18 protein-coding genes and 1 other annotated feature are annotated in these 16,454 nt (G+C 37.3%); of the genes, 13 read left to right on the top strand and 5 right to left on the bottom strand.

Translation table 11 applies throughout. From position 1 onward, the window contains the following. Positions 1 to 18: 18 nt before the first annotated feature. Together MHH45_RS09325 and MHH45_RS09320 are read right to left on the bottom strand one after the other, a co-directional pair. The gene (locus tag MHH45_RS09325; RefSeq protein ID WP_088093999.1) at positions 19 to 573 is read right to left on the bottom strand and encodes a thioredoxin family protein; all 555 of its coding nucleotides are present in this window, start codon (positions 571 to 573) and stop codon (positions 19 to 21) included. A 67-nt stretch (positions 574 to 640) separates the two neighbouring features. Further along, the gene (locus MHH45_RS09320) at positions 641 to 1,084 is read right to left on the bottom strand and encodes a YrvL family regulatory protein (protein ID WP_016113984.1); all 444 of its coding nucleotides are present in this window, start codon (positions 1,082 to 1,084) and stop codon (positions 641 to 643) included. A gap of 518 nt (positions 1,085 to 1,602) precedes the next feature. On the opposite strand from MHH45_RS09320, the gene MHH45_RS09315 reads away from it, so the two are divergent. From MHH45_RS09315 to MHH45_RS09305, 3 genes are all read left to right on the top strand, one after another. Further along, a complete protein-coding gene (locus MHH45_RS09315; protein ID WP_003206336.1) occupies positions 1,603 to 2,022 on the top strand; it encodes a MarR family winged helix-turn-helix transcriptional regulator in 420 nt (139 codons plus the stop codon). A 172-nt stretch (positions 2,023 to 2,194) separates the two neighbouring features. Further along, positions 2,195 to 2,350 (top strand): hypothetical protein, encoded by a 156-nt coding sequence (locus MHH45_RS09310; RefSeq protein WP_016113985.1) that lies wholly within the window; start codon positions 2,195 to 2,197, stop codon positions 2,348 to 2,350. 715 nt (positions 2,351 to 3,065) lie between these two features. Beyond that, a complete protein-coding gene (locus MHH45_RS09305) occupies positions 3,066 to 4,409 on the top strand; it encodes a TrkH family potassium uptake protein (RefSeq protein WP_088094142.1) in 1,344 nt (447 codons plus the stop codon). 33 nt (positions 4,410 to 4,442) lie between these two features. On the opposite strand, the gene MHH45_RS09300 is transcribed toward MHH45_RS09305, so the two are convergent. Beyond that, positions 4,443 to 4,805, bottom strand: coding sequence for an imidazole glycerol phosphate synthase (locus tag MHH45_RS09300; protein WP_098116843.1), 363 nt, complete (start codon positions 4,803 to 4,805; stop codon positions 4,443 to 4,445). A 355-nt stretch (positions 4,806 to 5,160) separates the two neighbouring features. Here MHH45_RS09300 and ytfJ point away from each other — a divergent pair, with 355 nt between their 5' ends. Then, positions 5,161 to 5,562: a GerW family sporulation protein gene (gene ytfJ / locus MHH45_RS09295; protein ID WP_033671827.1), complete on the top strand. Its 402-nt coding sequence runs from the start codon at positions 5,161 to 5,163 to the stop codon at positions 5,560 to 5,562. 115 nt (positions 5,563 to 5,677) lie between these two features. Continuing rightward, on the top strand, positions 5,678 to 5,767 hold the full coding sequence (locus tag MHH45_RS09290; protein ID WP_016113989.1) for a hypothetical protein: 90 nt from the start codon (positions 5,678 to 5,680) through the stop codon (positions 5,765 to 5,767). Between the two features lie 351 nt (positions 5,768 to 6,118). Here MHH45_RS09290 and MHH45_RS09285 read toward each other — a convergent pair whose 3' ends face one another. Both MHH45_RS09285 and MHH45_RS09280 read right to left on the bottom strand, forming a co-directional pair. Next, on the bottom strand, positions 6,119 to 6,358 hold the full coding sequence (locus MHH45_RS09285; protein ID WP_003196153.1) for a YkuS family protein: 240 nt from the start codon (positions 6,356 to 6,358) through the stop codon (positions 6,119 to 6,121). Positions 6,359 to 6,551: 193 nt separating this feature from the next. Further along, positions 6,552 to 6,791 (bottom strand): DUF3911 family protein, encoded by a 240-nt coding sequence (locus tag MHH45_RS09280; RefSeq protein WP_016113990.1) that lies wholly within the window; start codon positions 6,789 to 6,791, stop codon positions 6,552 to 6,554. Between the two features lie 412 nt (positions 6,792 to 7,203). On the opposite strand from MHH45_RS09280, the gene ilvE reads away from it, so the two are divergent. The 8 genes from ilvE to leuD all read left to right on the top strand — a co-directional run bounded on the left by ilvE (position 7,204) and on the right by leuD (position 16,288). Continuing rightward, a complete protein-coding gene (gene ilvE / locus MHH45_RS09270) occupies positions 7,204 to 8,100 on the top strand; it encodes a branched-chain-amino-acid transaminase (RefSeq protein WP_016113991.1) in 897 nt (298 codons plus the stop codon). A 16-nt stretch (positions 8,101 to 8,116) separates the two neighbouring features. Then, positions 8,117 to 8,345, top strand: a binding site (T-box leader). Between the two features lie 73 nt (positions 8,346 to 8,418). Further along, entirely contained in the window at positions 8,419 to 10,119 is a 1,701-nt protein-coding gene (ilvB, locus tag MHH45_RS09265) for an acetolactate synthase large subunit (RefSeq protein ID WP_016132634.1), read from the top strand. Further along, positions 10,116 to 10,628 carry an acetolactate synthase small subunit gene (ilvN, locus tag MHH45_RS09260; RefSeq protein ID WP_016113993.1) on the top strand — a complete coding sequence of 171 codons (513 nt, stop codon included), beginning with the start codon at positions 10,116 to 10,118 and terminating at the stop codon, positions 10,626 to 10,628. Before ilvB ends, ilvN begins: the two co-directional genes overlap by 4 nt. Before the next feature lie 27 nt (positions 10,629 to 10,655). Beyond that, on the top strand, positions 10,656 to 11,666 hold the full coding sequence (gene ilvC / locus MHH45_RS09255; RefSeq protein WP_006094145.1) for a ketol-acid reductoisomerase: 1,011 nt from the start codon (positions 10,656 to 10,658) through the stop codon (positions 11,664 to 11,666). A 1-nt stretch (position 11,667) separates the two neighbouring features. Then, on the top strand, positions 11,668 to 13,188 hold the full coding sequence (locus tag MHH45_RS09250; RefSeq protein WP_016113995.1) for a 2-isopropylmalate synthase: 1,521 nt from the start codon (positions 11,668 to 11,670) through the stop codon (positions 13,186 to 13,188). Positions 13,189 to 13,273: 85 nt separating this feature from the next. Beyond that, the gene (gene leuB / locus MHH45_RS09245) at positions 13,274 to 14,338 is read left to right on the top strand and encodes a 3-isopropylmalate dehydrogenase (RefSeq protein ID WP_016113996.1); all 1,065 of its coding nucleotides are present in this window, start codon (positions 13,274 to 13,276) and stop codon (positions 14,336 to 14,338) included. Then, on the top strand, positions 14,338 to 15,732 hold the full coding sequence (leuC, locus tag MHH45_RS09240) for a 3-isopropylmalate dehydratase large subunit (protein WP_016113997.1): 1,395 nt from the start codon (positions 14,338 to 14,340) through the stop codon (positions 15,730 to 15,732). The genes leuB and leuC overlap by 1 nt, the downstream gene beginning before the upstream one ends. Then, positions 15,710 to 16,288: a 3-isopropylmalate dehydratase small subunit gene (gene leuD / locus MHH45_RS09235; RefSeq protein ID WP_016113998.1), complete on the top strand. Its 579-nt coding sequence runs from the start codon at positions 15,710 to 15,712 to the stop codon at positions 16,286 to 16,288. The genes leuC and leuD overlap by 23 nt, the downstream gene beginning before the upstream one ends. Positions 16,289 to 16,454: the final 166 nt, after the last annotated feature.

The raw sequence follows: 16,454 nt of genomic DNA, 5'->3' as shown, positions 1-16,454 counted from the left end.
TGCCATTTGGCAGTTTTTTTATTTTACTATTTTTTCAATCATATTTTCCATCACATGTTCCCAAAGTGAAGTGTCGTCAGCTAATGTAGCACGGAAATTAGCATACATGTCTTTCTGTTTTTCTTCAAATTGTGGATCATCTTTTTCAGGTAATGTAGCACGCATAGAAGTTACTAATTCTTGCACTTTTGGAGCACGTGGTCCCCAAACCGCTTGTTCTTTTCCATCCTTATCAATAAAAATAAAGATTGGAATGGCACGGGCTGTTCCATTTGTTAAATATTGATCCATTAACTCCAAATTTTCATCACGGATGAGTAATCTCATTTCAATATTGGAAACTTCGCAAATACGTTTCATAACAGGTACGCAAAGAAGAGCGTCTCCGCACCAATCAGCGGATAGTACAATAACACGCCATCCGTCGTTTTGACGTTCTTCTAAAACAGGAAGCAATTCGTTCGGAATTAAAAAGTTATTATAAATATGTAGTAATTCATACTGGTTCACAGTCATGTTATTTACGTATGTATCAAAGGACATACCCTTATTGGCCCATTGTTGTAATGTCATATGTAACACCTCTTTAGTATATTTTTGTTTTTATTGTATCAATTTTTATCGTGAAATGCTTGTAATCTTACTCTTTCTTTTTGTTATCAGTAGGCCATACCTTATCCAAGATAAAAAAGAAAAGGACAATAAGTAGTTCAGCTTTATTGGAGATCGTTACACTTTCTATCCAATCATCTGCAGTATGAATAACGAGCCAATCAAGCGAGATTTCTATGAGGGAAAGCAGTAAAAAGGATAGCCATTTTGACATGTGCGTGAGCAGAGGGGTTAAAAGTACTTTGAAAAATAAAATCAAGAAACTACTAATTCCATCTAGTATAAGGGCTAATAAAAAAAAGAGAAGTAGTGCAGTTCGTGATGTATATTCTACACCAATGAGACGAAAAACTCCGACATACATAAAGAAAATGAGTGCAAAAGCAATAATTATAAGAAGGGTAATACTACTAATAACAATCGCTTTATCTTTTCCACTTAGATCTGAAAACTTTTCTTCGTCTGGATTCATGATATCCCCCCAAAAAGTTCATCTTATAAAGTGAAACTTTAATCAGTAGGGGGCTTTATCCCCCGCTGATTATTAGCCCTCATCAATCGAGCTTTTATGGGCAGTCCACCCCACCTAACTTCTTTGCTCTCGCTGAATTTGGAGGTGGGGGTCTGACTGCCCGTTAATGCGGGATAAAAGGAAAAAATTCATATTTTATTATATCATGAATACTTGATGGGAAGTGAAAACAAAAAAGGTGCGACGAATCGCACCTTTTTTGTGGCTGATGTGAGTTTCAGCATGTTAGAAAAGCAACCTGTATCATTTATTTCCAAATAGATAATAAATGATACGTGCTCTAGTGAATAACGGAGATTTTTTACTATTGGGTTTTGTTTTGGGAGTGTATCTATCAAATAAGTGAATACATTATGAGTGATTGTATGGGAAAAAAAGATGACAAAATGTAAAATATAAGGTAATATAATTCATAATGTTTTTATTTAACTATATGAAATAAAAGGGAGATGTAAACGGTGTCTCATAATCGCGAACAATTAATGGAGGATCTATCTGCAAATGTTTTTGCTATGTTTCGTTCATTGCGGAATGATATGGGGAAAATTTTTGGAGATTACATACCATGGAATGAATTTCTCGTGCTCCGTATATTAAATCGTAATGAAAAAGAGATGGTTTCTCGCGTAGCAAATGAACTACATGTATCAAACAGTCATATTACAGCTGTTACAGAAAAGCTAATTAATAAAGGTTTTGTAACGCGTTCACGTTCTACATCTGATCGTCGTGTTGTATATTTGGAAATTACGGAACAAGGAAAAGAGTTAGTTGCAAAAATGGAATTGGCAAAAAAACAGTATTTAAAAGAAAGGTTTTCGGCCCTATCTGAAGAAGAAATGCATCTAATGATATCTATTTCGAAAAAACTTATATAGAAAAAAAGCCAGATGAACTATGGCTAATCGAGAATCCTTCCTTGTTTTAGGGAGGTTTTTTTATTCATACTAAAATGAAAAATTGAAATTTGTTACATAGAAGAATGCGATGTGTATGATTGGGATAGGAAAGACATACTAACAATGATGGAAGATGAAAGGAGGAAGAAAGATGACGAATCGCAACGGGAGTCAAGGAAGTGGAAATCAAGGCTCACCAAAAACAGGGCAGTTTCAACAAGAGTTTAGTTCGGAGTTTATAACTGGTAATGATAATAAGGGAAAAGAATATCGTTCGAACAAAGGAAGTAAGTCAAAAAAGGAGTGAATAGATTCACTCCTTTTTTGTTAGGAAATTTGAATTGTATTTTAAGATAAGAAAATAGACCATCTTGTTAATACAAGATGGCCATGGAAGGGGACAATTTATGTCAATTTTAATTAGGGATGGAAAGCTGTTCGAGACACTGGGGAATGTCTCATTATTAGGGAGGAACAGCTTCGATAGATATAATATAAAAGATAGATGTGACCTCAATGTGAACTTGAAGTGAAAGGTATGGGAATTTTAAAAATTTCCCTCTTTTTAAATAATAGAGGGAAGGTAGAACATAGTTAGAGGTCCCATAGTCTAATGAATAGTGGATAAAAAATAGACCATCTCGTTAATACAAGATGGCCATGGAAGGGGACAATTTATGTCAATTTTAATTAGGGATGGAAAGCTGTTCGAGACACTGGGGAATGTCTCATTATTAGGGAGGAACAGCTTCGATAGATATAATATAAAAGATAGGTGTGACTTCAATGTGAATTCGAAGTGAAAGGTATGGGGATTTTTCAGTTGAAATCTATGGAAAAAAGGATTATGCTCAACTATATTATGAGATTATAAAGATTTATCCAAAATAATGAGTTTGCTCTAAAAGTATGAGGAATTGAAAAAAGTTAGGTGGAAAATTACTTTCCGTAAGATTTGGTCCGGTCAAAACGAACGATTAGTGTATGGAAAGAGGTTTTACTTTATTAAGGGAGTTAGTGATATGGAAGTAACAAAAAAACAAGGATTTTATAATCGTTTTATACGATTAAGTCCGCCGCAAATTTTAGCAATGGGCTTTTTTTGTTTAATTGTTGTCGGGGGAATGTTATTGAAACTACCATTCGCGACAAAAGAATCAATTAGTTGGGTAGATGCGTTTTTTACAGCAACCTCGGCAGCGACAGTAACCGGTTTAGGAGTTGTAGATACTGCTAGTACGTTTACAATGTTTGGTCAAATTATCATTATGTTGTTAATTCAGACAGGTGGTCTTGGATTAATGACAATCGCAATTTTAATTGTATGGGTGTTAGGAAAAAAAATTGGTTTACGTCATCGATTATTAATTGGAGAAGCGTTTAACCAAACGAATATTGGTGGTCTTGTAAAATTAGTGAAGCGTGTCTTTATTTTTTCTATTTGTATTGAGTTAGTAGGAGTTGTTTTTTTATCCATTCGATTTATCCCGGAATTTGGTTTCGGCAAAGGTTTATATTATAGTATTTTTCATGTTATCGCCTCTTATAATAATGCGGGATTTGCACTATGGCCAGATAATTTAACCAGATTTGTAGGAGATCCTATTATTAATATTGGAATTTGTTCTTTAATTGTTATAGGTGGTTTAGGTTTTACGGTGTTAATTGATATATGGTATAGCCGTAGTTTTCAGAAACTATCACTTCATTCGAAAATTATGATTGTTGGAACAGTAGCGCTTAATGTTATTGCGATGATTGTGATTTTTATATTGGAGTATAATAATGTGAAAACATTAGGATCACTATCTTTAGGTGAAAAGATATGGGCTTCATTTTTCCAGGGGATTACACCGCGTACAGCAGGATTTAATACGGTTGATTATGGAGGAATGGAAGAATCATCAATATTGTTTACGATGATTTTAATGTTTATCGGTGCAGGAAGTGTGTCGACAGGTGGCGGAATTAAGTTAACAACATTTGTTATTTTAATTACATCGGTTATTTCCTTTTTTAGAAAGAAGGAAGACTTTGTTTTATTTCATCGTACAATCAAAATGTCAACAGTAACAAGAGCGTTAGCGATTGTAGTTGCCAGTCAAATTCTTATTTTTACAGCAGTATTTTTATTAATGCTTACAGAAAACTTTAGTTTTATTCAACTTTTATTCGAAACAATTTCAGCGTTTGGTACAGTGGGGTTATCAATGGGAATTACGGCTAAGTTATCTGTAATTGGAAAATGTATCATTATGTTTGTTATGTTTTGTGGGTTAATTGGTCCGTTAACGCTTGTATTCTCTCTAGCGCGACCAGCTAAACAAAAAATTCGATACCCATCAGAAGATGTTTTCACAGGATAAGGTATCTCGCAAAGCGCGAGATACCTTTTTTCTTTAAAAAAGTGAGAACAATAAACCGATGATTGCAGCGCGGAATAACAGAGCAACAATTGCAGCAATGCCGCCCACAATAGCAGCGATGCCACCGGTTACAGTAGCTCCACGATTATAGGCATAAATACCTAGTAAAACAGAAACAAGTCCGAAGAGTGTAGGAAATGTAAAGAGTGATAATACAGCAAGAGCAAGAGCGATAAACCCTGCTGTGGATCCCGCTGTTTTTGATTTTACATCGTCTTTATCGTTATAGTTGATACGCTGAGGAGCAACCTCTGCTGCGTACTCTTCTTTATAGTACTCTTCTTCAGTTCTAGGTTGTTCATTAATTTTATTAGTCAACGTAATGTCTCCTTTCATAACAAGGTTCATTAGTAGTATGTATATCTTTTTCTTTTTTATCCGGCAGGAAATAGACAGTCATATCATTACTTTATTTCGTTATTTGCAGGCGGTAATACTCCCACCTCAAAATTCAGTGAAAGCACAGGAGTTAGGTGAGAGATAAACTGCCTGTAAAAGTCCGATTAGTGAGGGCTGATTAAATTTTCACTTTATTAGACTGAAGTGAAGGATATGTATATTGTTTTTAGATTCTAAGCTGAAGAAAGCTGATAATGGAACAGTGTTTTTTCATGAATTGTAAAACTTGGTATGAGTTCCTCTATTTTGGAAAGTATAAAAAAGAATTAAGAGGAAAAAGGTGGTTTAAATGATGGAACATCCAATTGAAAACTTAATGAAAACGGCAATGACAAATTTAAAAGAGATGGTCGATGTAAATACAATTGTCGGAAGCCCTGTTTCAACAGCGGACGGAAAGGTTGTTTTAACTGTTTCAAAAGTTGCCTTTGGTTTTGGCGCAGGAGGAAGTGATTTTAAAGGGGAAACGTCTGTAGGGAAAAGTTTGGCAGGACAAGGACAACAAAAAGAGGCGAAACAAGGGCATCCGTTTGGAGGTGGAAGTGGTGCAGGAGTTTCAATTGATCCTGTTGCGTTTCTAGTAGTAGGATCTGGCGGTGTACAAGTGTTACATTTACATAGTGGCACACACTTGATTGAAAAGGCTTTGAGTACAGTTCCAAGTACTATAGATAAGTTTGTAAACGGTCTTTAAAAAGTAAACTTGCATTTTTTAGGAATTATGATATATTAGAAAAAGTGTGTTCAGAAACGACAAATATAATTGGAATGTAAATATATATGATTTATGAAATAAGGGAGAGGTAGTTATGATTAACATCAAGAATTTTGCTGTCGGCTTATGTATGTTAGTAAGCGGATTTGTTGTGTATGTAGTAAAAGAAAAGGCTCCATTCTAAAACAGACAGATTGTGATGTCTGTTTTTAATTTGTTAAAATAAATATTGACGGATTTATTTTTAAGTGTTATGATGATATTTCGTGTCTCGGTTACAGCTAGTATATATTGGATATTTCTTGTAAATGCAATATGAAAAATTTGCGAAAGATCGGGTAATTTTACCAACAACTTTTGTGAATAGACCCAAAAAGTTGTATTTGTAAGCTTATACACATGCTAGTGTATCAGGAGCGGTCAGAGGAACCGTGTTGATGAGAGAGAGGTAGGGCTTTCATCCAGTATATGTTACTTTCCCGTTTAGGTGAATATAAAAAAAGAAGTCTCCTTGTTATAAGGAGGCTTCTTTTTTTTATAAACTACTTTCAATTCGTTGACAAATTTCATCGGTTGTTAAGCCACTTGCCTCAATAACGGGCCCTTTTATTACTGCATTACTAATTCCCATTACATTAGAATCTTGTCCGGTTACGACGCAACAATCGCACCCTTGCACGTCATTTTCAGAACGTAGTGAAATTACTTCATGTCCTTGTTGTTCTAAAGCTTGTTGAACATCTGTTAAAGAATTTTCAACACCAATTTTCGCCATACTCTTCACCTCCTACCATCTAGTAATATGCTCCATTTCTTAGGAAATATTTATGTTTTTAAGGAAAATATGGTAGAAATGTTGATGTATTTACTATTTACGAACAGGGAAATCCCCCTCCTAAAACAAAGAGGTGGGGGATAGCTGCTCAGAAAAGCCCGATTAGAGAGGGGGAGAAAAAATACGTAATGTATTAGTCGTTATATACACCTGTGAGCATTTGACTTACAAACTGATCATTTAATTGATCTTGAGCAGATTCATCATTTGATTGAATGTCAATTGAGGCAGTGAAGTTGTTATTCTGTTCTTCATTTGGAGATACCTCTACGTAATTGTTAAATTTGCACAAACCTTTCGTATCCATTAAATCAAATAGTTGTAACATTTCTACTACCTCTTGTCTCGTTCCTTTAATTTGTACACATGCCATATTATTTTCCTCCTTCATTTGACAATTTGTTTTTTAAAATAGGATTATGAAAGCTGCATGAAAAATATGATTGTTATTTTTATACAATGTTATTTTGCTTATTTTCCTCCTTTTCAATCAAAAGTCGTTTTTATTCCCGAATATATGAAATCGGACGTTCGTTTATTGAATACAATAGATTCGCATCATTTGACAAAAATCCTTCTTTTAAGCAAATGTTTTTTAGGATGAAAAATGGCGAAAAAAATTTTTTGACATTTTGTAAACGCTAACAATGTTGATAAATCAATATAAACAAGGATGTATATAAATTAAAAATTATAAATTTTCTAAAAATTATCTTGATTTATTTAAAAAGGAGAGTAAACTAGGAAACAATAAAAAATTCACAGAACATAGGGGGCGCTTTTAAGTGAATGAGCAATGGATTTTCTTAAATGGAGAATTTGTTCCAAAAGACGAAGCAAAAGTTTCGGTATATGATCATGGTTATTTATATGGCGATGGAGTGTTTGAAGGGATTCGTATCTACAGTGGCAATGTCTTCAGGCTCAAAGAACATCTTATTCGTTTATACGAGTCAGCAAAATCCATTATGTTGGAAATTCCATATACGTTAGAAGAAGTGACAGATATTGTTGTTGAGACGATTCGTCAAAATAAGCTATCTAACGGATACATTCGTTTAGTGGTATCACGAGGTGCTGGGAATCTTGGGCTAGATCCTGATTCTTGTTCGAAACCGAATGTAGTTGTAATTGCGGAACAGTTATCTTTATTTCCGTCGGAATATTACGAAAAAGGCATACCGGTTGTGACAGTTGCCACACGTCGTAATCGCCCAGACGTACTAACACCACAAGTAAAGTCTTTAAACTATTTAAATAATATTTTAGTTCGAATTGAAGCGAAGCTTGCTGGTGTGCAAGAAGCACTTATGTTAAATGAACAAGGTTATGTTGCAGAAGGGTCTGGCGATAATGTGTTCATTGTAAAAGGAAATAAATTAATTACACCACCAAGTTCTGCAGGGGCATTAGAAGGCATTACAAGAAACGCTATTTTGGAAATTGGAGGAAAGCTTGGATATGACGTAAGAGAAGAATTATTTACAAGACACGATGTATATGTAGCTGATGAGGTGTTTTTAACAGGAACTGCAGCTGAAGTTATTGCAGTTACGACAGTTGATGGAAGAACGATTGGGCTTGGGAAAACGGGTCCACATACAAATCGTTTATTAGAAGAGTTTCGTAAATTAGTTGTAGAAGATGGAGAGAAAATTTACGAAGAAAATAAAGTTGGATGATAACTCATTATAAAGTTGTAAAGCGTTGATAGGGAGGAGTAGTTGATTGTGAAGCCTCACAGAGAGTCGGTGGTTGCTGGAAACCGATGGTTCACATCGACGAACATCGCCCTTGAGTGCTAAACTGAAGCGTTTGCCTAGGTTTAGACGGTAGCTCCGTTATTAGCTAGACTCATCCCCGAGTCACTGAGGCAAGAAGTATTCTTGCGAAGAAGGGTGGTACCGCGAAATCTTTCGTCCCTTCAGCACATAGCTGGAGTGTGGACGTAGGATTTTTTTATTGTAAAAAAACAATTTTAAAGGAGGTTCGTAAGAGCAATGTCTTCAAAAACGGAAGAAAAGATGGCAACTGGTGCACAGCTGTTGTTAGAAGCGTTAGAAAAGGAAGATGTAGAAGTTATTTTTGGTTATCCAGGTGGTGCTGTATTGCCGCTCTATGATGCAATTTATGATTGCGAAATTCCTCATATTTTAACAAGACATGAGCAAGGAGCGATTCATGCAGCAGAAGGGTACGCGCGAATTACAGGAAAGCCTGGCGTTGTCATTGCAACAAGTGGTCCAGGTGCGACAAATGTGATTACTGGTCTTGCAGATGCAATGATTGATTCTTTACCGCTTGTTGTTTTTACAGGTCAAGTAGCTACAACGTTGATTGGAAGTGACGCTTTTCAAGAAGCGGACATTATGGGACTTACGATGCCGGTAACAAAACATAATTATCAAGTGCGCAAGGCATCAGATTTACCAAGAATTATTAAAGAGGCATTTCATATTGCGAAAACGGGTCGACCAGGACCGGTCGTTATCGATCTTCCAAAAAATATGGTAGTAGAAAAAGGCGAGCGATGTAGTAACGTGCAAATGGATTTACCAGGATATCAACCAAATTATGAGGCGAATTCATTGCAAATCAACAAATTATTACAAGCGATTGATACTGCTGAAAAACCGTTGATTTTAGCCGGAGCAGGTGTACTTCATGCGAAAGCTGCAAAAGAATTAACAGATTTTGCACGAATGTATCGTATACCTGTTGTTCATACACTTCTTGGACTAGGTGGATTTCCGCCAAATGATAAATTATTTCTTGGAATGGGAGGAATGCATGGTTCTTATACAGCGAATATGGCTTTGTATGAGTGCGATTTACTCATAAATATCGGAGCAAGATTCGACGATCGTCTTACAGGAAATTTAGAGTACTTTGCTAAAGAGGCTACAGTTGCACATATCGATATTGATCCAGCAGAGATTGGAAAAAACGTTCCTACAGAAATTCCGATTGTGGCGAGCGCGAAACATGCTTTGGAGGCACTGCTCTCTTGTAAAAGAGGAAAAGAAAATCATAGTGCATGGCTATCGCTTTTAAAAAGCAGAAAAGAACAATATCCATTTTTCTATGATCAAGATTCTGAAGTGATTAAACCACAATCAGCAATTGATATGTTATATGAAATTACAAAAGGAAAAGCAATTGTTACGACGGATGTTGGTCAGCATCAAATGTGGGCTGCTCAATATTATCCACTTGAAGACCCAGATAAGTGGGTAACATCAGGAGGGCTTGGTACAATGGGATTTGGATTTCCAGCTGCCATTGGTGCACAAATTGCTAGACCAAAAGAATTAGTTGTAGCGATTGTTGGTGATGCGGGTTTTCAAATGACATTGCAAGAACTTAGTGTATTGAAAGAACATTCCTTACCGGTTAAAGTTTTGATTTTAAATAATGAAGCTTTAGGGATGGTAAGACAGTGGCAAGACGAATTTTATAATCAAAGATATTCTCACTCGTTGCTCTCTTGTCAACCGGATTTCGTAGCGCTTGCCCATGCATATGGCATAAAAGGGGTGCGAATTGAAAATCCGTTACTTGCGAAGAGACAGTTGCAAGAAGCGATTGATTTGCAAGAGCCTGTTGTAATTGATTGCAGGGTACTACAGTCTGAAAAAGTTATGCCGATGGTTGCTCCTGGAAAAGGAGTTCATCAAATGGAGGGGGTGAAGGGACAGTGAAAAGGATTGTTACGGCGACAGTTCGAAATCAAAGTGGGGTCCTGAATCGGATTACGGGTGTTATGACCAGGAGGCATTTTAATATTGAAAGTATTTCGGTTGGACATACAGAGTCGTCTGATATTTCACGGATGACATTTGTTGTTCATGTTGAAAACGAGCAACAAGTGGAGCAACTGATCAAGCAACTTCATAAACAAATTGATGTGTTAAAAGTATCTGATATAACAGAAGAAGCAATGATTGCAAGAGAGTTGGCTCTTATTAAAGTAGCGACAACAAGTGTATCGAGAGCAGAATTATATAGTTTAATTGAACCGTTCCGAGCCGCTGTAATAGACGTTGGAAAGGATTCCATCGTCGTACAAGTAACGGGTACACAAGAAAAAGTAGAAGCTCTTATAGAGCTAATGCGTCCATATGGTTTAAAAGAAATTGCAAGAACAGGTGTTACTGCATTTACGCGGAGTATGAAAAAACAAGATAAACAAATTATGTTAATTCATTAATCATTTTAATATAGGGGGAGAAAGAATATGACAAAAGTTTATTATGAGAAAGATGTAGCGGTAAATGTATTAAAAGGGAAGAAAATAGCGATTGTTGGATATGGATCACAAGGTCACGCTCATGCACAAAACTTACGTGATAATGGTTTTGAAGTAGTAGTTGGACTTCGGAAAGGAAAGTCATGGGAAAAGGCGAAAGAGGATGGTTTTTCTGTATATTCAGTGGCAGAAGCTGCAAAATCTGCGGATGTAGTAATGATTCTTTTGCCTGATGAACTACAGCCAGAAGTGTATGAAACAGAAATTGAACCGAATTTACAAGCTGGAAATGCACTTGTGTTTGCTCATGGATTTAACGTTCATTTTAATCAAGTTACACCACCAGAAGATGTAGACGTATTTCTAGTAGCGCCAAAAGGACCTGGACATTTAGTACGTCGGACTTTTGCTGAAGGCGGAGCGGTTCCAGCGTTATTTGCTGTATATCAAGACGCAACAGGAACAGCCATTGAAAAAGCATTATCCTATGCAGATGGAATTGGAGCAACAAGGGCTGGAGTATTAGAAACTACATTTAAAGAAGAAACAGAAACGGATCTATTTGGAGAACAAGCTGTACTTTGCGGAGGTGTTACTGCACTTGTAAAGGCGGGATTTGAAACATTAGTAGATGCTGGTTATCAGCCGGAACTTGCCTATTTTGAATGCTTACATGAACTAAAGCTCATTGTTGATCTTATGTATGAAGGCGGACTTGAAAATATGAGATATTCCGTTTCTGATACAGCACAGTGGGGAGATTTTGTATCAGGACCACGCGTTGTAACAGAACATACGAAGAAAGCGATGGATGAAGTGTTAAAAGAAATTCAAGATGGCACATTTGCAAGAGGGTGGATTGCAGAGCATAAAGCAGGAAAACCGCATTTCCATGCAACGAACGCTAAGGAAAATGAACATCAAATTGAAGTTGTTGGGCGTAAATTACGTGAAATGATGCCGTTTGTACAACCGAAAGTAAAGGCGGGGGTTAAATAATATGAAACAGATTTTGTTCATGGATACGACGCTTCGTGATGGCGAACAATCACCCGGAGTCAATTTAAATGAACAAGAAAAGTTACAGATTGCCAGGCAGTTAGAAAAACTCGGGATTAATGTGATGGAAGCAGGATTTGCAGCAGCTTCTGAAGGTGATTTTCGCTCAGTAAAACGAATTGCGGAAACGATTCGAAATGCTTCCGTTATGAGTCTAGCAAGGGCGAAGGAAAGTGATATTCAGAGAGCGTATGAAGCATTGAAAGGTGCAGCATCTCCGCGGTTACACGTCTTTTTGGCAACGAGTGATATTCATATGAAATATAAGCTTTGTATGTCAAAGGAGGATGTATTAGATAGTATTCATCGCTCTGTAACTTTAGGGAAATCCTTATTTCCTACAGTGCAATTTTCGGCAGAAGATGCAACGAGAACGGCGCGCCCTTTTTTAGCAGAAGCTGTGGAAGTTGCGATTCGAGCTGGAGCGGATGTTGTTAATATTCCGGATACAGTAGGTTATACAAATCCAGAAGAATATTATTCTCTTTTTAAATATTTACAAGAATATGTTCCTTCTTATGAAAAAACTATTTTCTCTTGTCATTGTCATGATGATCTTGGTATGGCAGTAGCAAATTCATTGGCGGCCATGGAAGGTGGTGCACTGCAAATAGAAGGGACTATAAATGGGATTGGAGAGCGTGCAGGTAATGCGGCTTTAGAAGAAGTAGCAGTTGCTTTGCACATTAGAAAAGACTATTATGAAGCCGATTCTTCTATAACACTAAAAGAGATTAAAGCAACAAGTACATTAGTAAGTCGGTTAACGGGTATGGTAGTTCCAAAAAATAAGGCGATTGTTGGAGCGAATGCATTTGCGCATGAATCAGGTATTCATCAAGATGGTGTATTAAAAGAAGTAACGACATATGAAATTATTGAGCCAGAACTAATTGGAGAATCACAAAATTTATTTGTACTTGGAAAACATTCTGGTCGCCACGCTTTTACTGAAAAAATGAAAGAACTCGGTTATGAGTTTACGGAAGAAGAGCGAGATATAGCATTTAGTGCATTTAAGAGATTAGCAGATCGTAAAAAAGAGATTACAGAAGAAGATTTACGTGCATTAGTACTAGGAGAAACAGCATTTTCAACACAGCAGTATAACATTAAACAATTACAAGTCCATTTTGTATCCAACAGTACACAATGTGCAACAGTTGCACTGGAGGATGAGGCAGGTAATGTGTACGAAGATGCAGCAACCGGAGCAGGTAGTATTGAAGCGATTTATAATGCAATTCAAAGAATTCTAGGACTTGAGTGTGAGTTAGCCGATTATCGTATTCAATCCATTACACAGGGACAGGATGCACTTGCTCATGTTCATGTTGAATTGAAAGAAGGAACACATCAAGTTGCAGGTTTTGGTGTTGCGCAAGATGTATTAGAAGCATCAGCTAGAGCTTATGTACATGCAGCGGGAAAACTAAAGGCTTTGTTATTCCTTGCAAAGTAATGTTTTGATAAGTGGGGGGATGCCCCCACTTCACACAATTGAATTCTGAATAATCAGTTAAATTATAAAAAAGGGGTGCTGATCATTGGAAAAACGTATTGTTTGTTTAGCGGGTGATGGTGTTGGACCAGAAATTATGGAGAGTGCCAAGGAAGTTTTACACATGGTAGAAAGGTTATATGGTCACCGTTTTTATTTACAAGATGAACAATTTGGAGGCGCTGCGATTGATTCGTTTGGGCAACCATTGCCGTCAAGAACATTAGCAGCATGTTTAGCGAGTGACGCTGTATTACTAGGCGCGGTTGGTGGACCTCGCTGGGACGAAGCGAAAGAAAGACCGGAAAAAGGATTGCTGGCGCTTCGAAAAGGGCTTGGTGTATTTGCTAATGTTCGTCCTGTCACTGTAGATGCAGCAACTGCTCATTTATCCCCATTGAAGGCGGCTGATGAGGTGGATTTTGTTGTCGTTCGTGAGTTAACGGGAGGGATTTATTTCTCCTTTCCAAAAGAAAAAACAGAAGAGGTAGCAACAGATACACTTACTTATCATCGTCATGAAATTGAGCGCATTGTTTCTTACGCTTTTCAATTGGCAAGTAAACGTCGTAAAAAAGTTACTTCTATTGATAAAGCAAATGTTTTAGAGTCGAGTAAACTTTGGAGGGAAGTAACAGAAGAAGTAGCACTTCGCTATCCGAATATTGAACTTGAACATATTTTAGTAGACGCAGCTGCTATGGAGTTGATTCGTAATCCGGGCCGGTTTGATGTCATAGTAACAGAGAATTTATTTGGTGATATTTTAAGTGATGAAGCCTCTGTATTAGCAGGGTCTTTAGGGATGCTTCCATCGGCGAGTCATGCAGAGAATGGACCTTCGCTATATGAACCAATTCACGGATCAGCACCAGATATTGCAGGGGAAAATAAAGTGAATCCAATTGCAATGATGCGTTCAGTTGCAATGATGCTAGGGCAATCTTTTGATTTAAGAAGAGAAGGAGAAGCGATTGAAGAAGCAATTTCTGCGGTTCTCCGATTGGGGAAATGTACAGCTGATATAGGTGGAAATGAGACAACATCGTCTTTTACAAAATATGTACTACAAGAAATGGAAGAACAAGCGCTAGTAGGGAGAGGGAGATAATGGCAAAAAGGTTACTAGATAAACTGTGGGAGAGACACGTTGTTACAACAAATGAAAATGGGTTAGATCTATTATATATTGACCTTCATCTCGTGCATGAAGTAACATCACCGCAAGCCTTTGAAGGCTTGCGGCTTGCAAATCGGAATGTTCGGAGACCGGATTTAACATTTGCAACGATGGATCATAATATTCCAACAAAAGATGTTTGGAACATTACAGATCGTATTGCTAAGCAACAATTAGATACGCTTCGTGAAAATTGTAAGCAATTTAATATTCCGTTGGCGGATATTGATGATGAAAATCAAGGGATTGTTCATGTTATTGGTCCAGAGCTAGGACTTACACAACCAGGAAAGACCATCGTATGTGGCGATAGTCATACGGCAACACATGGAGCCTTTGGAGCGTTGGCGTTTGGGATTGGTACAAGTGAAGTCGAGCATGTATTAGCAACTCAAACATTGTGGCAGAGCAAGCCGAAAGCGATGGGGATTGAATTAAAAGGGAAATTACCTAAAGGAGTATATGCAAAAGATATAATTTTACACCTTCTAGCTACATATGGGGTAGCAGTTGGAACTGGATATGTGATGGAGTTTTACGGAGAAGCAATTACAAATATGGAAATGGAAGAGCGCATGACACTTTGTAATATGGCGATTGAAGGTGGAGCAAAAGCAGGGATTATTGCGCCGGATGAGAAAACATTTGCTTATGTAAAAGGGCGTGAGTATGCGCCGGAAGAGTTTGACTTGGCAGTGGCGAATTGGAGGGAATTCTATACTGAGCCAGATGCAATATATGATACTTATATTTTGGTAGATGTTGCTAAACTAGCGCCATATGTAACATGGGGAACAAACCCGAGTATGGGTATGCGTATTGATGAACAGTTACCAGAAACACGTGATAAAAATGATGAACGAGCTTTTGCATATATGGGGCTTCAGTCAGGACAAAGTGCACTTGAAATTCCGGTTCAGCATGTATTTATTGGTTCCTGTACAAATTCCCGTTTATCAGATTTAGAAATTGCAGCAGCTGTTGTAAAAGGAAAGAAGGTAAAAGAAGGAGTGCGAGCACTTGTTGTACCAGGATCCAAACGAGTACGAAAAGCAGCGATGGAAAAAGGACTGCATCGTATATTTGAAGAAGCTGGATTTGAATGGAGAGAGCCTGGGTGTTCTATGTGCCTGGGAATGAATCCAGATCAAGTGCCTGAGGGAGAGCATTGTGCATCTACTTCCAATCGGAATTTTGAAGGACGACAAGGGAAGGGTGCGAGAACACATTTAGTTAGCCCTGCGATGGCGGCCGCAGCAGCGCTTTATGGTCATTTCGTTGATGTGAGAAAGGAGAGTTATGATGGAGCCATTTCATATTCATAAAGGTACTGTTGCTGTACTATTGAACGATAACATTGATACAGATCAAATTATTCCAAAACAATATTTAAAGAGGATTGAACGAACTGGTTTTGGGGAATTTTTATTTGATGAATGGCGTTATGAGGATGACAGGAAAGAGAATCCAGATTTCCCACTAAATGCACCTGAACGAAAAGGAGCAAGCATACTAATTACAGGTGAAAATTTCGGCTGTGGTTCATCAAGAGAGCATGCGCCATGGGCACTTGCTGACTATGGATTCCGTGTTATTATCGCGGGGGGATTTGCAGACATTTTTTATATGAATTGTACGAAAAATGGTATGCTTCCTATCATGATGGAAAAGGAAATGCGTGAAAAGCTAGCAGCTGTGGATCCACGAGATGTGATAGAAGTTGATTTAGAGAATGAAGTAATTACAACTCCGCTACATCGTTTTCATTTTACAATTGAAAAGATGTGGAAAGAAAAGCTATTAAGTGGTTTAGACGAAATCGGAATCACGCTTCAATATGAACAAAAAATTGAAGAATATGAACGAGAAACAGCTCGCTAATTTGTTTAGCGAGCTGTAATGAAAAATACAAAAACGTTTGAATTTTGTTTACATTCTGAATTTCGTGTTATATACTATGTGAAAATAAGAGGAGAAAGGGAGTAAGGATAATGTTTACATTACAATCTATCAATATGCTTACACAACTACATCATCATACATAAAC

This window comes from Bacillus sp. FSL K6-0042 (genome assembly GCF_038006685.1).
GTDB classification, from domain to species: domain Bacteria; phylum Bacillota; class Bacilli; order Bacillales; family Bacillaceae_G; genus Bacillus_A; species Bacillus_A pseudomycoides.
The sequence above is the reverse complement of the archived record's forward strand: the minus strand, read 5'-3'. Positions and strand labels throughout refer to the sequence as shown.

Bases quoted from the DNA above. Each gene is read 5' to 3' on its own strand.
- MHH45_RS09305 (WP_088094142.1), top strand. From the start codon at position 3,066: ATGGAAGTAACAAAAAAACAAGGATTTTATAATCGTTTTATACGATTA.
- MHH45_RS09280 (WP_016113990.1), bottom strand. From the start codon at position 6,791: ATGGCATGTGTACAAATTAAAGGAACGAGACAAGAGGTAGTAGAAATG.
- ilvB (WP_016132634.1), top strand. From the start codon at position 8,419: ATGTCTTCAAAAACGGAAGAAAAGATGGCAACTGGTGCACAGCTGTTG.
- MHH45_RS09300 (WP_098116843.1), bottom strand. From the start codon at position 4,805: ATGAAAGGAGACATTACGTTGACTAATAAAATTAATGAACAACCTAGA.
- ytfJ (WP_033671827.1), top strand. From the start codon at position 5,161: ATGGAACATCCAATTGAAAACTTAATGAAAACGGCAATGACAAATTTA.
- MHH45_RS09310 (WP_016113985.1), top strand. From the start codon at position 2,195: ATGACGAATCGCAACGGGAGTCAAGGAAGTGGAAATCAAGGCTCACCA.
- MHH45_RS09250 (WP_016113995.1), top strand. From the start codon at position 11,668: ATGAAACAGATTTTGTTCATGGATACGACGCTTCGTGATGGCGAACAA.
- ilvC (WP_006094145.1), top strand. From the start codon at position 10,656: ATGACAAAAGTTTATTATGAGAAAGATGTAGCGGTAAATGTATTAAAA.
- MHH45_RS09320 (WP_016113984.1), bottom strand. From the start codon at position 1,084: ATGAATCCAGACGAAGAAAAGTTTTCAGATCTAAGTGGAAAAGATAAA.
- MHH45_RS09285 (WP_003196153.1), bottom strand. From the start codon at position 6,358: ATGGCGAAAATTGGTGTTGAAAATTCTTTAACAGATGTTCAACAAGCT.
- MHH45_RS09325 (WP_088093999.1), bottom strand. From the start codon at position 573: ATGACATTACAACAATGGGCCAATAAGGGTATGTCCTTTGATACATAC.
- MHH45_RS09290 (WP_016113989.1), top strand. From the start codon at position 5,678: ATGATTAACATCAAGAATTTTGCTGTCGGCTTATGTATGTTAGTAAGC.
- leuD (WP_016113998.1), top strand. From the start codon at position 15,710: ATGGAGCCATTTCATATTCATAAAGGTACTGTTGCTGTACTATTGAAC.
- leuC (WP_016113997.1), top strand. From the start codon at position 14,338: ATGGCAAAAAGGTTACTAGATAAACTGTGGGAGAGACACGTTGTTACA.